The following is a 19407-nucleotide window of genomic DNA, read 5'->3' as shown; positions in this document are numbered from 1 at the left end:
CATTGTTCTGGTTGACGAAATGAGTGTAGAGAGTGGTGGAGAGAAGGCCAGACACAGGGCGTTAATCGCACGCTTTATTTTGACAGGCAGATAAGCATTAAAAGCCCATAACGAACCCATTAACCCCTGTAGATTGCACGGTTTTCTTTTAAGGAGGGATTTGTGAAATTTAGAACAATACTGGTGTTAGGCGTGGTGTCGGCAGGAATTCCTGTGTCGGGTATTGCAGGCGTTTTTGCCGAATCAAACGGGTCAATGCTCTCCTGTGCTTCAAATGATGGGACGACATACCAGGTCGATGTCACGCTTTTCCCGAAGACTCTTAGAGTCAATAACACCTATTTAGAGCTGCAGTCTACCCGTGATGCCAATGACAACTTTAAAGTCGGTGTTTATAAACAGGCCGCCGGGGCATCTGAGGCGCTGTTTGCGGTAAAAGAAGGGTACAGACCGGTGCTTTTCGAAAATAACACGCCGTATATTTGCAGTTAATACCCGCAGTAAAAGACTCTCGTTCACCCCGCAGGCCTAATGCATTGTGCGTTTTACTATGGGTAGCACATCCCGAGAAAGTGTGAATGCACATCGACTCTCTGGACTTTCAGTAAAAGTGAATGCGTCAGGCTCAGGCAGCCAACCAGCGTTGACCTTCTGCCTTCATTTTTACTTCCAGTTCGCTGCCGCGAGTGGCAAATACACGCCCAAGAGGGAACCCGCTCTGCTCCAGCAAATAGGCCAGTGCGGCATATTCGCGCGGGTATTTGGTCACGATCGTTTGGTCAATCGCCACGGGGCCGAACGGGAAGGTGAAGGTCCCCATATCGTAAACTGACTGACGATGGAATAACTTCCATACGCCATCTCGTTTTTCTGCCAGATCATAAAATCGGTTGTGGCATTCACAGCCAATATTCAGTTTAACGTTCTCGGCAATGATCATTGCGTTAGTTTGAAGGATTGCTTTATTTCCGGCTTCATTGAATGTCACCTCAGGAGAAGCTATAAGATGCTTTGTACGCAGATCGGAAGCTCCCATGCGCATTGAACCATTAACGAACTCACTGGCCAGCCCTTCAAACCACGTAATTTCGATGGTGCCGTCAGGATGGAACAGTTCGCGGAGTTGATCCCATTCTCCCAAGTCGCGGTGCATCCAGCCATTCATCAGGTCATTAAGTTGCTGGCGGTCCTGGAGTTGGTTTTGCATGGTTATTATTCCTGTTAGTGAGCGGTATTTGTTTGACTGGGTTCAGTTTGGCCCCGAAAGAAGATGAATTCAAATATATAGATTTGACTGATTAATCATTTTTTCTGATGGAGGGGTGTGGCAGGGATGACGGACCAGCGTGGATTGATCCGTCCCCCAGACACGGGAATGACAATATCAACTCTCCCGAATCCTCTTCGCCGTTTGCTGCAAAAGCATGTAGCTCTCGTAGCGAGACTTGTGCATCTGACGGTATCTCTCTTGTGGATCAAACTGGCGGTCAAGCTTCGTCATTTTCTGCATTGCTTCTCTGACGGTGGGGGCCAGGCCTCCTGCCACTGCGCCAAGAATGGCTGAACCCAGTAATACCGGCTCGCTGCACTGCGTGGTTACCACAGGAAGATCGCATGCGTCTGCCAGCAGCTGACGCACCAGTGGATGCTGGCCTGCACCGCCGCTAATCACAATCTTATCCGTCACCACCCCTTCATGGCGTTGAGCGTCAACGATCTGCCGTAGACCGTAGCCAATCCCGCAAAGCCCTGCGATGTAAAGTGCGACCAGATTGTCCAAATCATTTTCCATTCCCAGACCTGCAATGGCTGCCCGGGAATGGGGATCGGCAAAGGGGGCGCGGTTGCCTAAAAACTCCGGCACCACGTGTATTCCACGGGCCAGCTCTATTGTGCGGGAAGGCTCGGTGACTTTCGCCAGCGCGAGATCTGCGAGATAAACGGGTAATGGTACGTTAAGGGCTTCTGCCTGTTTGCGTGTTTCAGCGGCAGCAGGATGGAAAGAGACCAGTTGATCAATCGCCGCACCTGCAGCGCTCTGACCCCCTTCGCTCAGCCACATGCCTGGCACCATAGCTGAATAGTAAGGTCCCCACACACCGGGAATATAAACGGGATTTTCCGTAGAGGTCATTGTGCAGGCGGAAGTGCCAAACACCCAGGCAAGATTGTGCCGCGCACCTTTATCCACACCCACGGTACCGATACCGCCAGCATGGGCGTCAATCATCCCCACGGCGACAGGCGTACCGACAGGCAACCCCAGTTCATCTGCCGCGCTGGGGCTAAGTCCTTCTCCGCAAGGGGTTCCTGGCTCAACGATTTGCTGACCAATACGCACGAAATCTTCATCTGCCAGTTCGTTAAGACCGATGGTACGAAAATAGTCGGCATCCCACCGCTTTTCGTGCGCCAGATAGGTCCATTTGCAGGTTACGGTGCAGGTTGAGCGGACGAGATCTCCCGTGGCGCGCCAGGTGAGGAAGTCAGCCAGATCGAAGAACTGCCAGGCATTGTCATACACTTCCCGGCGATTTTCCTTCAGCCAGAGCAGTTTTGGCGTTTCCATCTCTGGGGATATTTTGCCACCAATATATTTCAGTACGGGGTGTGCTGTGGCGTTAATGCGCTCGGCCTGCCCGGTGGCGCGGTGATCCATCCAGACGATGATATTGCGATCGGGATGGTTTGCGTCACTGACCGGAAGCGACTCGCCGTTTTGCCCCAGCACCACCAAAGAACAGGTGGCATCAAAGCCAATTCCTTTCACGCTGGTGGCCGGGACGTCGGCGGCACTCATCGCTTCACGAACACTCTCACAGACCGATTGCCAGATTTCGCAGCTGGATTGCTCGACTTTATTCCCTGAACTGCGATGTAGCGTGATTGGACGCGACGCGTGGGCTAGCAGATGACCATCATGGTCGAATATCCCGGCGCGTACGCTGCCTGAACCAACATCCACACCGATCAGGGTACTTTGTGTTTCACTTTTCATATTGGTATCCATTATCCCTGGATCACAGATCGACGCTGTTTGGCAGAATGACCAGATCGCGAACGGTCACGTTTTTACTGCGCGTCACCATAAACAAGACGGACTCGGCGACTTCAATCGGCTGCATCAGGCTACCGTTGGCCAGAGCCTCTTCCATTTTCTCTTTCGGCCAGTCGTCGAGCAGGGCGGTGACCACCGGGCCCGGCAGGACTGCACCCACACGTACGCCATACTGTGCAACCTGGCGACGGGTTGAGTGAACGAATGCCTGTACGGCAAACTTGGATGCGGTATAGATAGGTTCCCAGATGACCGGCACTACACCTGCGATGGAGCTGGTGAAAATGATATCCCCGGATTTCTGGGCGATCAGGTGAGGCAGAACCGCCCGCACGCTGCGAAACGCGGCGTTGATGTTAAGGTGAAGCACGCGGTCCCAGACGTCCGGATCGCCTTCCGCCACAGGGCCGCCAATATAGGCGCCAGCATTAGCATGGAAGATATCCAGACGCCCGGCCTTTTCCAGGATCCCCGCGAGGATATTGTCGACCTGCTGCGGCTGCATCAGATCCACCACCAGGGCAAAGGCGTTATCACCCATTTCCGCGGTTAACTTCTCTAGCTTTTCGCCGTCGCGGTCGATCAATACAACCTTCGCGCCTGCCGCCAGCAGCGTTCTGGCGCATTCCAGCCCGATGCCGGAGGCGGCACCGGTAATGGCAGCTACTTTGCCGTTCAGTGCGCAATTCTTGGAGGGTAATGTGTTTTTCATTTTATAATCCTTGTCAGCCAGGCAGATTATTGGGATGTAATACAAATTGCTCAATCGATAGAGCAGATTTAGCACCAGATGAAATGTGCAGCAAGCCCGATAAAAAACGGAGAGAGAAATTTGTGATACGCACCAGGAAAACGAAGAAAATAACGATTTACGATCTGGCAGAAATGACCGGGGTGTCGGCAAGTGCGGTGAGCGCCATTCTTAATGGTAACTGGAAGAAGCGCCGCATCAGCGCGAAGCTGGCCGAGAAAGTCACCCAGGTGGCTCAGGAGCAGGGCTACGCGGTCAATCGGCAGGCCAGCCTGCTGCGCAAAGATAAATCCCGCGTGATTGGTATGATTGTACCGAAATACGATAACCGCTACTTCGGCTCCATTGTCGAAAAATTTGAAGAGATGGCGCGTGAACGCGGCCTGTTCCCGATTATCACCTGTACCCGCCGCGACCCGGAGCTGGAACTGGAGGCGGTGCGTACCATGCTCTCCTGGCAGGTTGAATGGGTGATTGCGACCGGGGCGACGCGGCCTGATGAAATCTCTGAGCTGTGTTCGCAGGCGGGCGTTCACACGCTGAATCTCGACCTGCCGGGCACGCTCGCGCCTTCGGTTATCTCCGATAACTACGCCGGAGCAAAGGCACTGACCGAACGTATTCTGCTCAACGCTGAGAAGCGCTTTGGCAAGAAGGTCGCGCTGACGTTTATTGGCGGCAGGCGCAACGACCACAACACCCGTGAACGTCTGCGCGGCTTTCGGGATGCGCATCAGGCGGCGGGCCTTGTCGTGTCAGCTAAAAACACCTTTGTTGACGGCTACTCGCCAAAGCATGTTCAGGCGAGCCTGGCGGATTTTATGCCGCCGGAAGATGGCGTCTACGGCCTGTTTGTCAATTCGACCATTTCGCTGGAAGGGGTGGTGCAGTGGTTGTCCGCCCGTGGGCAAACTGGCACGCAGCAGCCGCCGATGGGCTGCTTTGACTGGGATCCGTTCGTGCCGCTGTTGGGTCACGATATCGATATGGTGCGTCAGGATGTCCCGGCGATGCTGGAAGCGGCGTTTTCAATTATCGATTCCGGCGACGCCAAAATTCAGTGCATCGAAATCCCGCCCACGCTCACTATCGGCAGCCCGCTTTAGCGGGTCAGCAGCCACCGGGCGGTGTGCTCATCGGTCACCAGGCCGTTAATCCACTTGCCCTTAAGCGCCGAGAAAATCACACTGCGCTTATCCTCACCGCAGGCGGCGGCAATGCGCGGACACGGGCTGCGGCGGATATCAAAGCTGGTGATCAGATTGTTGATATCGCTCTCTACCACGTCGCCGCTGGCATCAATAAAGCGGCCCAGAATCTCCCCGATGGCCCCCTGCGAGGTCAGCGTATCCAACTGTTCGAGGGTGATGAAACCGTCTTTCACGATAGGGCTGTCCTGCGTCAGCGCGCCGATGCCGACGAAAATAACGTCTGCATCCAGCGCGACATCGGAGACGTTGTTAAACAGGCGGTTCGAGCACCACATCTGATGTTCCAGCGACGTCTGCGCGTAGCGAGGCGCAGGCCACTGATAATAATTGGCCTGGATTTTACTGGCCAGCAGCAGCGGTACATCGTCATAGTAGTTACACTTCCCGTCCGCGTTCATGGCGCTGATTAATGCCACACAGCGCGTATTGGCGCTGTCGAAATCAATCCGCCGGATGGTTTTTTTTAGCGTTAAGCCTGAGCCCACGCCAACCACCTTATCCTCATCGCTGTGAAGATATTTCTTCATCAGCTGATAGCAACCGAAGGAGACGCTGTCGAGCGTCATGTCGCGGGTAAAAGCGGGGACAACGCTGCACTCGATAAGATCGTATTTCTCTTTCAGCATTTGCGCGTAGTTCAGGCAACTGGCCACCGGGTGGTTAAGACCGATGGAGACGATGCCTTCTTCTTTAGCCGCCGCCAGCAGGCGCTGTACGACAGGCCGGGAGGTCCCGAGCTGGGTGGCTATCTCGCTCTGGTTTTGTCCGGCAATGTAGTACATCCACGCGGCGCGTACTTTCTGATCCAACCGGATATCGTCTTCAGTTATCAATTTTTTCAGCACCTTAGAAGGGGACACGGAAAGCTTGTTCCCGTTGTGATACCTGCATTCTGGCGTGTGCAGGCCAGGCAGGCAACACTAATTTATCTGCATCTGGTCATTTGTAATTTAATAGGTCATTTGCTCTTTTGTGATGTAACGCTCTTAATTTAATTAAATGTTCAATTACATTCAGTTCACAAATCTGAATGGAGAGCTACGTCATGACTACGAATACCTGGTTACACATTGGTCTGGGATCTTTTCACCGCGCACATCAGGCCTGGTACTTGCACCGTTTGATTGCTCAGGGGGATACCCGCTGGCACATCGCTGCAGGGAATATACGCAATGATGCGGAACATGTCGTCGCCGCTCTGACGGCGCAGAAGGGCCGCTACGTGCTGGAAACGGTCAGCCCGGAAGGAGAAAGGGCGTATGAAGAGATCACCTCCATTCAGAAACTGCTGCCATGGCAGGCTGACCTGCAGCCGCTGATTTCAGAAGGAGCGAAGCCGGAAACCAAAGTCATCGCATTCACCGTGACGGAAGCGGGTTACTACCTGAACACCTCCCACAGGCTGGAGGTCGCAAATGTCGATCTGGCCGGTGACCTGAAGGGCGGCAACAAAACGATTTATGGCGTTATCACTCGTATCCTTGAGCAACGTATGGCAAACGGCGCGGGTCCTCTGACCTTGCTGAACTGCGATAACGTGCGCCACAACGGTGAGCGTTTCCACGACGGGCTGGTGGAGTTCCTCGAACTGTGCGGCAAGCAGCCCGTCATCGCGTGGCTGGCAGCCAATGCGACCTGCCCGAACACGATGGTTGACCGCATTACTCCTCGTCCGGCGGCGGATCTGCCTGCGCGCATCAAAGCGCAGACCGGCATTGACGATAACGCTCCGGTGATGGGTGAAACCTTTATCCAGTGGGTGGTTGAGGACACTTTCCGCGACGTTCGCCCGGATCTTGAGGCCGTTGGCGTGGAGATGGTCGAGTCGGTCATCCCTTACGAAGAGGCGAAAATCCGTATCCTGAACGCCTCCCATAGCTGCATTGCCTGGGCGGGCACGCTGATGGGGAGGACGTTTATTCACGAAAGCACTCTCACGGATGCTATCTACGCCGTGGCCGACCGCTACGTCACCGAAGATGTGATCCCAAGCCTGGGCGATAACGGCATTGACCTGCCGACCTACCGCGACGTGGTTCTGAAGCGTTTCACCAATCCGTATATCGAAGATACCAATCAGCGCGTGGCGGCGGACGGTTTCTCGAAAATCCCGGCGATGATGACTCCGACGATGATCGAATGCTATCAGCGCGGTACCGTGCCGCACGCGACCGCCATGCTGCCAGCGCTGTTCTTTGTCTTCATGGAGCAGTGGCATAAGGGCCTGCTGCCGTATGAATACCAGGACGGCATTCTGGACGCAAATGCGGTGCATGCCATGTTCAATGCCGAAGATCCCGTGGCGCTTTACGCCGGTGACAAAGCGTTGTTCGGGGAATTAGCGCAGCGGGACGATTTCACCGCGCTGCTGCGTGAAAAAATTCAGGCTGTTTATTCGCTGATCCGCTGAGGAATACATCATGTACTTAGGCATCGATCTCGGCACCTCAGAAGTAAAAGCGCTGGTCATTGACGAAAACGGTGACATCGTGACCAGCCACAGCGCACCGCTGACCATACAGCGGCCCCATCCGCACTGGTCAGAACAAAGCCCACAGGCCTGGTGGGAGGCCACCGACTACCTGATGAGCACGCTGAAAGAGAAATGTGAACAGCACTGGTCGGCAATTAAAGCCGTTGGTCTCTCCGGGCAGATGCACGGCGCGGTGTTGCTGGATGAGTCAGACAATGTGATCCGCCCGGCCATTCTGTGGAACGACACCCGCAGCTCGCAGGAATGCGCGGAGCTGGAAGAAATAGCCCCAGAGCTTCACGCGGTGGCCGGGAACCTCGCTATGCCGGGATTTACCGCACCGAAGCTGCTGTGGGTTCGCAGGCATGAGCCAGAAAACTTCAAACGTATCGACTCGGTTTTGCTGCCGAAGGATTACCTGCGGCTGCGAATGACGGGGAAAAAAATCTCTGACATGTCCGACGCGGCAGGCACGCTCTGGCTGGACGTGGCGCGCCGCGACTGGTCAGACAGCCTGCTTGCTAAGTGCGGTCTGTCCAGGCACAACATGCCAGCGCTGGTGGAAGGCTGTGACGCCTCTGCCACGCTTTCCCCGGAAATCGCCGCGCGCTGGGGGCTTAACCCGTCGGTGGTGGTCGCCGGTGGGGGGGGAGACAACGCGGTCAGTGCCATAGGCGTGGGGGCGGTTAACCCAGGGGATGCGTTTATTTCTCTGGGCACCTCCGGCGTGCTGTTTGTGGTTAACGAAGCCTATCGCCCGGCGCCGGCCTCTGCGGTGCATGCGTTTTGCCACGTGCTGCCCAATCGCTGGCATCAGATGAGCGTCATGCTGAGCGCTGCCAGCTGCCTGCAATGGTTCTGCCGACTGGTGGGTGTGACCGAAACGGCGTTGCTTGAGGAAGTCGCGCAGCTGAGCGAGCAGGAAAAGGCGGAGGCACCCATGTTCCTGCCATATCTTTCCGGGGAACGCACACCTCATAACGATCCGAATGCGAAGGGCATTTTCCACGGGCTAACGCATGCCAGCAGTCGCGCCACCATGGGGTATGCGGTGCTGGAAGGCGTGAGCTTCGGTCTTGCAGATGGACTGCGGGTGTTGCAGGAAAGTGGTACGCACATCGAGCAGTGTTCATTGGTCGGCGGTGGTGCCCGTAGTCCATTCTGGGCGCAGCTGCTGGCGGACGTGCTCAATATGCCTATTGTCACCCACAAGGGGGGCGAAACCGGCGGTGCGCTCGGGGCAGCCCGTCTGGCCTGTCTGGCGGCGGGTAAAGATCTGGCATCGGTTTGCAGAAAACCTGAAATATACCAGAGCTGGTCGCCACGGGCTCAGCAGCATGCCGCGTTGATGAAACGCTACGCGCACTTTACGGCGCTCTACCTGAACGATCTGAATTATAGAACCTTCTGATTTTAATAATAAAAGTGACCCGGCTGCGGCCGGGCTTACCCTGTACAAAAGAAACGAGGTCACTATGTCCGTTGCGAATAAACAATGGTTTGGATTACCGCTTCACCTGCTGTGGGGCTATATCGCTATCGCCGTATTCATGACCGGTGACGGGTTTGAGCTGGCGTTCCTCTCTCACTACATCAAAGAGCTGGGCTTTTCGCCCGCCCAGGCATCGTTTGCCTTTACGCTCTATGGCCTCGCCGCCGCGCTGTCCGCCTGGGTTTCCGGGGTGGTTGCCGAAATTATTACGCCGCAGAAAACCATGTTTATCGGATTTGTGCTGTGGTGTGTGTTCCACGTGCTGTTCCTGACCTTCGGTCTGGGGCATGCTAACTACGCGCTGATCCTGCTGTTCTACGGCATTCGCGGTTTTGCGTACCCGCTGTTCCTCTACTCCTTCATCGTGGTGATTATCCATAACGTGAAGAGCGAGAATGCCAGCTCCGCGCTGGGCTGGTACTGGGCGGTCTATTCGATTGGTATTGGCGTGGCGGGCAGCTACATTCCGAGTTTTACCATTCCACTGGTTGGCGAACTGGGTACGCTGTGGATGGCGCTGTTCTTCTGCCTGGCGGGCGGGGTGATTGCGATGATCTCCCTGCGTAACGTGCATACCCCAACGCACATGCATAACCTGACGACCAAAGAGAAACTCAACGAGCTGAGCCGGGCGATTACGCTGCTCTATACCAACCGTAGCATTATGTATTCGAGTATGGTGCGCATTATCAACACGTTGTCGCTGTTTGGCTTTGCGGTAATCATGCCGCTGATGTTCGTCGATGAGCTGGGCTTCAGCACCTCTGAGTGGCTCCAGGTGTGGGCGGTATTCTTCTTTACGACCATTTTCTCGAATATTTTCTGGGGCATAGTGGCGGAAAAAATGGGCTGGATGCGCGTCGTCCGTTGGTTCGGCTGCATCGGTATGGCCCTTTCAAGCCTGGCGTTCTACTACGTGCCGCAGCATTTCGGGCATAACTTCGCCATGGCGCTACTTCCGGCTATTTCTCTGGGGATTTTCGTCGCGGCATTCGTGCCGATGGCGGCCGTTTTCCCGGCGCTCGAGCCGCGTCACAAAGGGGCTGCGATTTCGGTCTACAATCTCTCTGCGGGCTTGTCTAACTTCCTGGCACCAGCAATTGCGGTAGTGCTGCTGCCGTACTTCAGCACCATTGGGGTGGTGATTGCCTACACCACGCTTTATATCATCGCCTTTTTCCTTTGCCACTTTATTCGTGTTGAACAGCCTGGCTTTGAAAGCCGTGTGGATAAAACCGACAACGCGGTGGTGCGGGCGTCTTAAGACAGTGACGGCTGGCGTACCCTGCCAGCCGCTAATGGAACAGGAACAGCAATGAGCGTACAAGCGGTTATTTTTGATATGGACGGCGTCATTATCGATTCGGAAGGCTTCTGGCAGCGGGCCCAAATCGAGGTGCTGGCAAAACAGGGAATTGCGATAACGGTTGAGGAATGCGAAAGCACCACCAAGGGGAAACGGATTGATGATATTGCAAGGCTATGGTGTGAAAGATACGCGTTGAGCATCTCTTCGCGGCAGGTCGAAGTGCAGATTGTCGCGCGGGTTTGCGCCGCCATTCGCAGCGAGGGCGTGGCTATGAGCGGGCTGGATCAGGCACTGCGCAGCTTCCGGGCCGCAGGTTACCGCCTGGCGCTGGCGACGTCATCCTGTAAACAGATAATTGAAGCAGTGTTTGACCGACTGAAGCTGTGGGACTGGTTTGACGTGGTATGCAGCGCGGACGAGGAGCCTTTCGGCAAGCCTCATCCCGCTGTCTATCATAAGGTGATGTTTAAGCTGGGGCTGGAGGCCAGGGAGTGCCGAGTCATTGAGGACAGTCTGAGTGGTTTTACCGCCGCCCGGCGGGCAAAAATCGAAACCTTTGTGGTGGCCGCCGATTACCAGGACGTAAAGTTTTCGGCGGCGCTCGGGCGCTATCCAACGCTTGAAGAACTTATTGATGCTTTGCAGCCAGCGCTCGCCTGACGTTTGCCCCTACCAGGGCGGCGCAGAAACCATCCCGGGTACGTCAACGGACGTTGTGACCCCGGTTTCTGCGCTTCCCCTCTTTTCTGAATTCAGGCGCGACCGTGGCTCACCCGCGAACGCCTCGCCATCGAATCCACAATGACGGCAATAGCCAGCACGCCGCCGGTGATCATATAGCGTAACGACGACGGCAGATTGAGCAGCGTCAGCCCGTTGGAAATACACTGAATAACGATGATGCCGAGCAGGGCAGAGTACGCGCTGCCGCGTCCGCCAAACAGGCTGGTGCCGCCGATCACCGCTGCCGCGATAGCGTTAAGATTCACATCCCCGGTCCCCGCCTGCTGGCTGGCAGAAGCCAGGCGTGAAGCGGCAAGGATCCCGCCGGTTGTGGCCAGCACGGAACAAATCATAAACGCGCTGATGTAAATACGGCGTACATTAATGCCGGAGCGGCGCGCAGCCTCGCGATTACCCCCTACGGCAAACATTGAGCGGCCCCATTTTGTGCGTTTCAGGGCATAGTTCAGTACCACGACGACGAGGATAAACAGCCCAAAAACCCACGGTACACCTCGACCTATATTGAGATAAAACACCATAAACTCGAACGCGGCGGTGAGAAAAATGCTGCGCGCCCAAAGTGAGCTGAGCGGTTCGCAGGACAGGTTGGCCTGAGTCCGTCGCGCGCGGGTGCGCAACCCCTGGACCAGCATTAGCACTCCCGGTAGCAACGCAAACAGATGTGCCAGCCAGCCCGGCATCACCAGTACCTGGCCGAAACGCACCAGCGGGGAAACGTAGGGCAGGTTAATACTTCCCGACGGGCCGAGGATATACAGCTGCATACCGAGCAGCGCCAGCAGTCCGGCAAGGGTTGCCACAAAGCTCGGCATCCCTAAGCGGCTGTAAAGCTGGGCGTAGAGCAGGCCTACGGCGGCGCCCACTGCCAGCGCAACGGCTATTGCGCCAATGACGGGCCAGCCCTGGTTCACCCACAGCACGCCGATAATGGCCGAGGCCAGGCCGCTCATCGACCCGACGGAAAGGTCAATCTCACCCAGCAGCAACACGCAGACGATACCCAGCGAGATAAAGCCCACCGTGGCGCAGTCGAAAAGCATATTGACGAGGTTATTCGGAGCCAGATAAATCGGGTTAAGCACGGTAAAAACGATGGAGATAATGATAAGCCCAAGGACCACGGGGATCATCCCCAGGTCGCCTGTTTTTATGCGGTTGATATACGCGCGCAGCAGGCCGGAGATGCTGTCCTGGTGGCTGACACGCTCGTCGCTACGGTCTAGCCTGGTTTCAGGCATCAGCGGTTTATTGGTGGTTGTGGTCATGGCTCAGCTCACTCCCGTCGTATGTTCATGCGTTTTTCTTTCGACCCGGCGCGACACGGCGTTCTCCGTCGCCCCGGTAATGGCAGCGACCAGATCCTGGTTGGTAGCTTCCGGTGTGAAGATGCCTTGATTGCGGCCCAGCCGCAGAACAACGATTCGGTCGGCAACGGCTCGCACGTCTTCCATATTGTGGCTGATGATAATCACGCCCAGCCCGCGCTCGCGTACCCGCTCAATCAGGTTCAGCACTTCTGCAGTCTGCGCCACGCCGAGGGCGGCCGTGGGCTCATCGAGCATAATGATTTTTGGATGGAGCAGCAGCGAGCGCGCGATGGCAACCGTTTGCCGCTGTCCGCCAGAAAGGGAGGCGACCGGTTCGCGCACGGAAGGAATGCGGGCAGCCAGCTCGTTGAGCAGCGTCCATGCCTGCACCTCCATGCTCACTTCGTCGAGCTGCCAGGCCGACAGCTCATGCCCCAGAAACAGATTCGCCACCACGTCGAGGTTTTCGCACAACGCCAGATCCTGAAAAACAGTGGAAATTCCATGCTCCAGCGCCTTGCCCGGGCTATCGAGGGTGATTTCCTTACCTTCAAATTCAATAGTGCCGGAAGTAGGTTGATGAACGCCCGCCAGCACTTTAACCAGCGTCGATTTACCTGCGCCGTTATCGCCAACCAGTGCCACGACTTCACCCGCATAAACGTCGAGATCAATATCCGTCAGGGCGGAAACGGCGCCAAAGTTTTTAGAGATTTTCCTTAACTGAAGAAGCGGGCTATCCGTGCGCGGGGCGAGGCCATTGTCGATTAACATAGTAAAAACCTTCTTATCGTCGGTGCGTCTGCGAACGCACCTGCTGCGACTTAGTTGAGGATCCCTAATTTCTGGCAGGCCTGCTGGTACTCTCCGGTACAGACCTGTTGCGGGGTCTGGATTTTCTTATCAAAGATTTCCGCTTTGATATTTTTGGCGGTGATCACCGCCGGAACAAAGAGCTGTGACGGTGTGTTGTAGAGGGTTGAGGTGGCCTTAGGCTTCTGACCATTGATCAGCTGCACAGCAACATTCGCGGCAGCGGCAGCAACGATTTCCGACGGTTTGGAGATGGTGTTGTACTGATCACCGGCGATAATCAACTGCAATGCGGCGATTGTCGCATCGTTGCCGGTTACCGGAGGAATGGGCTGTACACCGCCGGATTTAAAGGCGGCAATAGCCCCACCACCGGTCCCGTCGTTCGCCGCGACCACACCCTTAATTTTATCGCCGAAGCGGGTTATCTGACCGGCAGCCCACTCTTGCGCCTTTGGCGGAGCCCATTCCGGCGTGTCGAACTCAGCTAACGTTTTGTAACCGGTGTCCTTCAGCCCGCGGTGGATACCGTCGCGAATCAGACCCGCAGCGGCATCGGTCGGCGAGCCGTTAATCTGCAGCACACCGGCGCCAGCGGGCACGTTTGTCGCCTTCAGTTGTTCAACCAACGAGGCGGATATCGCGTAGCCGATGCCTTCGTTATCAAAGGAGATATAAAAATCGGCCGGCTTGCCGGGGATAGGGCGGTCGTAAGCCACCACTTTCACGCCCTGGGAGTGGGCTATTTCCACCAGACCGGCAGCGGCAGAGGAGTCAACCGGATCCAGGACAATCACTTTCGCGCCCTGGGCAATGGCGGAGTTGAACTGCTGCTGTTGCAAAGAGGCGCTGGCATTGGCGTTCTGGTAGATAACCTTGCACTGCTGGCAGAGCCTGGTCAGCTCCGTTTTAAAGCCGGGAAAATCATGTTGCTCATAACGGGTGGATGCCTGATCGGGCATCAGAAAAGCAACAGTAGCGGCTTCCTGCGCCTGTGCCATGCCGCTAAAACCTATTGCCGCAATAAGCGATGCTTTGAATACTGTAGGGTAACGCATAGTTCTGCTCCTCACTGACTCGAATAAGATGACCGCCTCACCATTAATTCACTGAGGCAGCGGTTTTGCTTAAACATCAGGAAACCAAAATACAGCTTTTCATTATCATTGCTGCTACATTTGCTCAATCGGTGAAGCAAGAATTGACACTCCTGATTCAGGTTGTCAAGAAAGGGCAGAAAAGCGATGTGGATTTTGTGACTGAGAGCAGATAGGCAGGGAGGAGAGCAGGCATAAGCGCATGTGGTTCCAGGATGTCCCTGCCTGCGAAGCCCTGTGATTTCGTTCACACTTCTCTATAAAGACAAAAAACAGGAATCCCCCGGACAAAGAACGCAAAGTGATTAAATAACCCCTGGCATATACTGCCCGGGCATATTACAAAAATGGGCAGTTCAAAATGGAAACAGAAAACAAACTCTCCACAAGCTATGTCGTTATCGGCATTAAAGAAAAAATAGGTTATGGTTTCGGTGACTTTGCCTCTAATTTGTCATTTGGTTTTGTCTCTCTCTTTCTCTTGTTTTTCTATACCAATATCTACGGGCTTAGTGCCACACAGGCCAGTTTGATTTTTGTTATTGCCCGCGTTATTGATGCCATCTTCAATATTCTGATTGGCTTTGCGATTGATAAAATGCACAGCCGCTATGGAAAGCTGCGCCCCTGGTTGTTATATGGCGCCATTCCGCTCGGGTTCTTGACCGTGCTTTGCTTTGTACCGTTTGGCGGTCAAGCGAAATTCTTTTTTGCCCTGATCTCGTATACAATTTACTGCCTGGCTTACACTGCGGTGAACACGCCATACTCGGCGCTGACCAATCGACTGACGCAACATGAAGCATCACGATCGTCTTTGTCAGTGTACCGGTTTGTGCTGGCTATTATTGGCTACCTTATTGTATCAACCACTGCCGATTTACTGATCTCCCCCTTTGATGACAAACAGTTAGGCTATGTCTTTGCGGTATCCTGTTTTGCACTGCTGGCCACCTTCCTGTTCCTTGCCTGCTTTGGCATGACCAAAGAACGCGTCGGTGAAGAAGAAGAGACGCCAGCTCCCACCCTGCGCGAAATGTTTCGCGCCGTCGTCGGCAATACGCCACTCATCAACCTGTCGCTGTTTACCGTCTTTTTCTATATTGCCTATACCGTATGGATGGCTATTGCTATCTACTTTATTAAATACATTATCGGCAACGAAGGTTTTACCGCCACATTCTTTATGATTCAGTCAGCGGCTTATATTTTAGGGACTGTGATATCAGAAAAAATCATTGCAATAATGGGCAAAAAGAAAATGGTGCAAGTGGCACTGTTGATAGGCGCCCTTGGTGTATTAATGCAGTATTTTGTTGCTGCCCATAATATATGGCTGATAATGAGTGGCGTAAGCCTGTTTAGTATTACGTTAGGGATGGGGTTTGTTGCGATGTGGTCGATGATTGCCGACACTGTAGAATATGCGGAATGGCATCACGGCGTGCGTACCGAAGGCGCTATTTACGGTTTCTTTAATTTTATCACCAAGATTGCGATGGCGATTGGTGGCGGTTGCGCCGGATGGATGCTGGATTATTATCACTATGAGGCCGGGAATATCAGCGCCAGTGCCCTGAATGGTATCAATATTTTGATGACGCTGTTCCCCGGCGCGATGTTTGCTATCAGCGCTATCTTTATCGCTGCCTATTCGCTGGATGAAAAAACCTATCGCGATATTGTGCAAAAAATCAGCCTGCGTAAACAAAACGCGCTTTAACCTCATGGAGTCAGAGAAATGAATCGTGATTTTAACCGCCTTATCGCCGCAATGACTACAGAAGAGAAAGTCGCTCTACTGACCGGGAGCGGCCTATGGCGTACTGCCAGCCTGCCGCAGCACGATATCGACGATATTGTTATGACCGACGGCACCTATGGCGTGCGCTACAGCAGTGCGCAAATCGATGGCAGCGAGAAATGGAGCATGGATGATTTCATTTCAGTGATCACCCAGACCGCCGACCAGGCCAGTGCTGAAGAACCGGCGGCGAAAGGGGGCAGTGAAGCCCTTTTTAGCGCCTCGCTACCGGCCACCTGCTTTCCGAATGGTTCAAGCCTGGCGTGCAGTTGGGATGTGGATTTGGTTTATCAGATGGGTCAGGCGCTGGGACGCGAATGCCAGCACATGGGCGTAGGCATCCTGCTCGGGCCAGGGATCAATATTCGCCGCACGCCGCTTGCCGGGCGCGGATACGAATATTACGCTGAGGACCCGGTGGTGAGCGGGGATATTGCCGCCGCACTGATTAATGGCTTACAGGACGAAGGCGTGGGCGCCAGCCTGAAGCACTTCGCCGCCAACAATTCAGAGTACCGACGCACGGAGATGGACTCGGTTATCGAGGAACGTGCGTTACGCGAAATATACCTGGCGGGCTTTCAGCGGGCGATTGCCAAATCGCAGCCGTGGACGGTGATGTCTTCCTATAACCGCTTAAACGGCGTGCAAACGTCTCAGGATCCGTTCCTGTTAACGCAGGTACTGCGTGATGAATGGGGCTATGACGGACTGGTCATGTCTGACTGGTATGGTATTAAAGACCGTCCGGCGTCCTTGCTGGCAGGGAATGATTTGGCAATGCCAGAAACCCGCCGCGATAAACAGACACTGTTGACAGCGATCGACGCAGGAGAAGTCCCGATGGCCGTTGTTGATCGTGCCTGCCATCGCATGCTGGTGCTGCTGGATAAAGTGCAGCGCAACCGTCGTCCGGACGCACGGGCCGATTTCCCCGCGCATCATGTGCTTTCGCAGCACCTGGCAGCAGAATCGATTGTACTGCTGAAAAATGACGATGATATTTTGCCGTTGCGCCCGGAAAAAACGCGCCGTATAGCCGTACTCGGTAAACCGGCGCTGGAGCCAGTGATTCAAGGGTCCGGCTGCGCGACCACGGTACCGTATCTACTTGACCGCCCGCTGGATGAAATTTTTGACCTCGCAGGCGATGACTTTAACGTTACCTGGGCAGTTGGCGCACCAGACGATCTCAACGATGATGAAGCTGCCCTGGAGCAGGCCAGAAGGGTGGCACAAGATGCTGATGTGGCGGTGATCTTTGTCAGTACCGCCGTAGGTGAAGACGGTGAAAACGGCGATCGTCATGATCTGAATATTCTGGCGGGGCATGAGCGCCTGATCTGTGAAGTGTCACAGGTTCAGTCGAATGTGGTGGTGGTACTGGCAAACAGCGATGCGGTGGTAATGCCGTGGCTCAGTCAGTGTAAAGCGCTGCTGGAGACCTTCTTTGCCGGACAAGGAATGGGACGTGCAGTAGCAGAAATTCTGTTCGGCAAACGCAACCCTTGCGGCAAACTGACGGTGACGGTACCGAATACGTTGGAAGAGACGCCAGCCTGGCTGAACTATCCGGGTGAAAATTTACGTCATCATTATGCAGAAGGGCTGTTCGTCGGCTATCGCTATTATGATAAGCGCTGCCTGACCCCGCGCTTCCCGTTTGGTTTTGGCTTAAGCTATACGCAATTTACCTACGCGAATCTGGATCTGTCGGCCCCGCAGGTGGGGGAAGCCGACACGCTCACGCTTTCATTTGATCTCACGAATGTCGGCCAGCGTGATGGCAAAGAGATAGCCCAGCTCTACGTTAGCGCACCGGACGGTGAACTTATCCGCGAAGTGATAGCGCTTAAGGGCTTTAGTAAAGTGGCCTTAGCCGCCGGTGAAACTCGTCGGGTGAGTCTGCAATTACCGATAGCCGAGCTGGCCAGTTACCATCCGGGACTGGCCGATTGGGTCATCACGCCGGGGACATGGCAGATTCACGTGGGCCGTTCCTCTCGTGATTTATCGCTGTATGCCGAAGTCGAAGTGGACTGCCCGTCACGCCATGTACCTCTGCGCGATGATAATTCCCTGCAGCAGTTAATTCAGCAACCGGAAGCCTTTGCACGGGTAGTGGCGCTTATTGCCGGGAAAAGCCAACTGTCGCCAGACCAGGTGCGTGAAAAGCTGATCCGCCTGGCACCAGATCTGTTCTGTGGACTGCTCATTGCCCTGACGGAGTTCCTGGCGCTGGACATTGAGCGTGACGAGCTAAATGCCGTGCTGGTCGGGCGAGAATAACCGTTAACGATAAGAGATATTGCATGTTTCCTTTTTCAGTGACTCATCCGGGCCCGACGGCACAAACCGGGCGACAAACGGTCAATAGCGGCTACGAGCTGATTGCTTTTGACGCGGAGAAACTGAACGTGTTTGCCGCTGAGGTGCGTTATTGCGAACCTCACTGGCATCCGGCTCCGGAGCTTATCACGGTGCTGGCGGGACGGTTTTCACTCGCCGTTGGCCAGCAGCGTGTGGTGCTTTCGCAGGGAGAGATGCTCTATATCAATGCGCAAGAGGTGCATTCCCTGTGTGCAGAAGAGGCGGGTAGCGAACTGGTGACTGTCCAGTTTTCCCCGGGGCTTTTTGACGAGCTGCACTCGGCACCGTCGCTGAAATGGCGTACTCAGGCGGGGGTTGCCACCGAGGCTGACCGACAGGTGCAGCGGCGGCTGGCGGCACTGCTTGACCAGCTTGTCGATAACCGTGCGCCGTTTCAGCGTATTGCAGCAACTTACCTGTTGCTGGATGCGCTGGTGGCGGCGGGAGAGCCGACGCAACGGGAAGAAAGCTCGCTGCGTGAAGAAGCAATGATCAAAGAGGGGATCGAGTTTATTAATCAGCACTTTGACCAGCCGCTGACGTTGAGCGATGTCGCCCACCATTGTGGGGTGAGCTACTCGTGGTTTTCACGCATGTTTAAGAAGGTGAGCCGGCATAATTTCAAAGAGTACCTGACGCTGGTACGACTCAACAAAGCCCGTACTCTGCTGCGCGATACCCGAACGTCGATAACCGAGATAAGCCACAACTGCGGCTTTCAGGAACATAAATACCTGATTGCCGCCTTCAATAAGTATTGTGGGTTGACGCCAACCGAGTACCGCAAGCGCTTTATCTCCCGCCAAAATGTCATCGAAAGCGAGCTAGCGCTGGGGGAAGATTGCCTCTGTCTGCCACTCAACCCTGCGCTACTCGAACGGCTAAGGCTGAGCCAGCTATGCGAGTCTGCGCTTTAATACCTGCGTCGAAGCCATGAGTTTGATAATTTCCAGTTCCGCCTCAAAAAATCTATCT

The 19407-nt window shown here is 54.9% G+C and carries 16 protein-coding genes; 9 read left to right on the top strand and 7 right to left on the bottom strand.

Translation table 11 applies throughout. The features are described 5' to 3' along the window. Nucleotides 1-162: 162 nt before the first annotated feature. On the top strand, nt 163-492 hold the full coding sequence (locus MUU51_RS07120; RefSeq protein WP_258967466.1) for a hypothetical protein: 330 nt from the start codon (nt 163-165) through the stop codon (nt 490-492). Between the two features lie 133 nt (nt 493-625). Here the strand turns inward: MUU51_RS07120 and MUU51_RS07115 are convergent, their stop codons facing one another. The 3 genes from MUU51_RS07115 to MUU51_RS07105 all read right to left on the bottom strand — a co-directional run bounded on the left by MUU51_RS07115 (nt 626) and on the right by MUU51_RS07105 (nt 3770). Then, on the bottom strand, nt 626-1207 hold the full coding sequence (locus MUU51_RS07115) for a nuclear transport factor 2 family protein (RefSeq protein WP_258967465.1): 582 nt from the start codon (nt 1205-1207) through the stop codon (nt 626-628). Between the two features lie 177 nt (nt 1208-1384). Further along, entirely contained in the window at nt 1385-2998 is a 1614-nt protein-coding gene (locus MUU51_RS07110) for an FGGY-family carbohydrate kinase (protein ID WP_258967464.1), read from the bottom strand. Between the two features lie 22 nt (nt 2999-3020). After that, complete coding sequence (locus MUU51_RS07105; RefSeq protein WP_159776952.1) at nt 3021-3770, bottom strand: SDR family oxidoreductase; 750 nt, start codon at nt 3768-3770, stop codon at nt 3021-3023. A gap of 122 nt (nt 3771-3892) precedes the next feature. Between MUU51_RS07105 and MUU51_RS07100 the strand changes: the two genes are divergently transcribed. After that, on the top strand, nt 3893-4915 hold the full coding sequence (locus tag MUU51_RS07100; RefSeq protein WP_258967463.1) for a LacI family DNA-binding transcriptional regulator: 1023 nt from the start codon (nt 3893-3895) through the stop codon (nt 4913-4915). Here the strand turns inward: MUU51_RS07100 and MUU51_RS07095 are convergent. Next, entirely contained in the window at nt 4912-5853 is a 942-nt protein-coding gene (locus MUU51_RS07095) for a sugar-binding transcriptional regulator (RefSeq protein ID WP_159776955.1), read from the bottom strand. The genes MUU51_RS07100 and MUU51_RS07095 overlap by 4 nt on opposite strands. A 212-nt stretch (nt 5854-6065) precedes the next feature. Here MUU51_RS07095 and dalD point away from each other — a divergent pair, with 212 nt between their 5' ends. The 4 genes from dalD to MUU51_RS07075 all read left to right on the top strand — a co-directional run bounded on the left by dalD (nt 6066) and on the right by MUU51_RS07075 (nt 10954). After that, nucleotides 6066-7430, top strand: coding sequence for a D-arabinitol 4-dehydrogenase (gene dalD, locus MUU51_RS07090; RefSeq protein WP_258967462.1), 1365 nt, complete (start codon nt 6066-6068; stop codon nt 7428-7430). Between the two features lie 10 nt (nt 7431-7440). Then, nucleotides 7441-8904 carry a xylulokinase gene (gene xylB / locus MUU51_RS07085; RefSeq protein ID WP_258967461.1) on the top strand — a complete coding sequence of 488 codons (1464 nt, stop codon included), beginning with the start codon at nt 7441-7443 and terminating at the stop codon, nt 8902-8904. Nucleotides 8905-8968: 64 nt separating this feature from the next. Then, nucleotides 8969-10249 carry an RbtT/DalT/CsbX family MFS transporter gene (locus tag MUU51_RS07080; protein ID WP_159768732.1) on the top strand — a complete coding sequence of 427 codons (1281 nt, stop codon included), beginning with the start codon at nt 8969-8971 and terminating at the stop codon, nt 10247-10249. Nucleotides 10250-10300: 51 nt separating this feature from the next. Beyond that, nucleotides 10301-10954 (top strand): HAD family hydrolase, encoded by a 654-nt coding sequence (locus MUU51_RS07075; RefSeq protein ID WP_159768729.1) that lies wholly within the window; start codon nt 10301-10303, stop codon nt 10952-10954. Nucleotides 10955-11046: 92 nt separating this feature from the next. Here MUU51_RS07075 and MUU51_RS07070 read toward each other — a convergent pair whose 3' ends face one another. From MUU51_RS07070 to MUU51_RS07060, 3 genes are read right to left on the bottom strand one after another with little or no spacing between them, the layout of a single operon-like run. Beyond that, a complete protein-coding gene (locus MUU51_RS07070) occupies nt 11047-12306 on the bottom strand; it encodes a sugar ABC transporter permease (RefSeq protein ID WP_258967460.1) in 1260 nt (419 codons plus the stop codon). 3 nt (nt 12307-12309) lie between these two features. Then, the gene (locus tag MUU51_RS07065; RefSeq protein ID WP_258967459.1) at nt 12310-13122 is read right to left on the bottom strand and encodes an ATP-binding cassette domain-containing protein; all 813 of its coding nucleotides are present in this window, start codon (nt 13120-13122) and stop codon (nt 12310-12312) included. A 50-nt stretch (nt 13123-13172) separates the two neighbouring features. Further along, nucleotides 13173-14162, bottom strand: coding sequence for an ABC transporter substrate-binding protein (locus MUU51_RS07060; protein ID WP_374684788.1), 990 nt, complete (start codon nt 14160-14162; stop codon nt 13173-13175). Nucleotides 14163-14619: 457 nt separating this feature from the next. On the opposite strand from MUU51_RS07060, the gene MUU51_RS07055 reads away from it, so the two are divergent. From MUU51_RS07055 to MUU51_RS07045, 3 genes are read left to right on the top strand one after another with little or no spacing between them, the layout of a single operon-like run. After that, nucleotides 14620-15981, top strand: a complete 1362-nt coding sequence (locus MUU51_RS07055) for an MFS transporter (RefSeq protein ID WP_258967457.1) — start codon at nt 14620-14622, stop codon at nt 15979-15981. An 18-nt stretch (nt 15982-15999) separates the two neighbouring features. Next, complete coding sequence (locus MUU51_RS07050) at nt 16000-18351, top strand: beta-glucosidase (RefSeq protein WP_258967456.1); 2352 nt, start codon at nt 16000-16002, stop codon at nt 18349-18351. A 23-nt stretch (nt 18352-18374) separates the two neighbouring features. Beyond that, nucleotides 18375-19349, top strand: coding sequence for an AraC family transcriptional regulator (locus MUU51_RS07045; RefSeq protein WP_258967455.1), 975 nt, complete (start codon nt 18375-18377; stop codon nt 19347-19349). Nucleotides 19350-19407: the final 58 nt, after the last annotated feature.

The sequence above is a fragment of the Scandinavium manionii genome (assembly GCF_024764775.1).
In the GTDB taxonomy this organism is placed as follows: domain Bacteria; phylum Pseudomonadota; class Gammaproteobacteria; order Enterobacterales; family Enterobacteriaceae; genus Scandinavium; species Scandinavium manionii.
The sequence above is the reverse complement of the archived record's forward strand: the minus strand, read 5'-3'. Positions and strand labels throughout refer to the sequence as shown.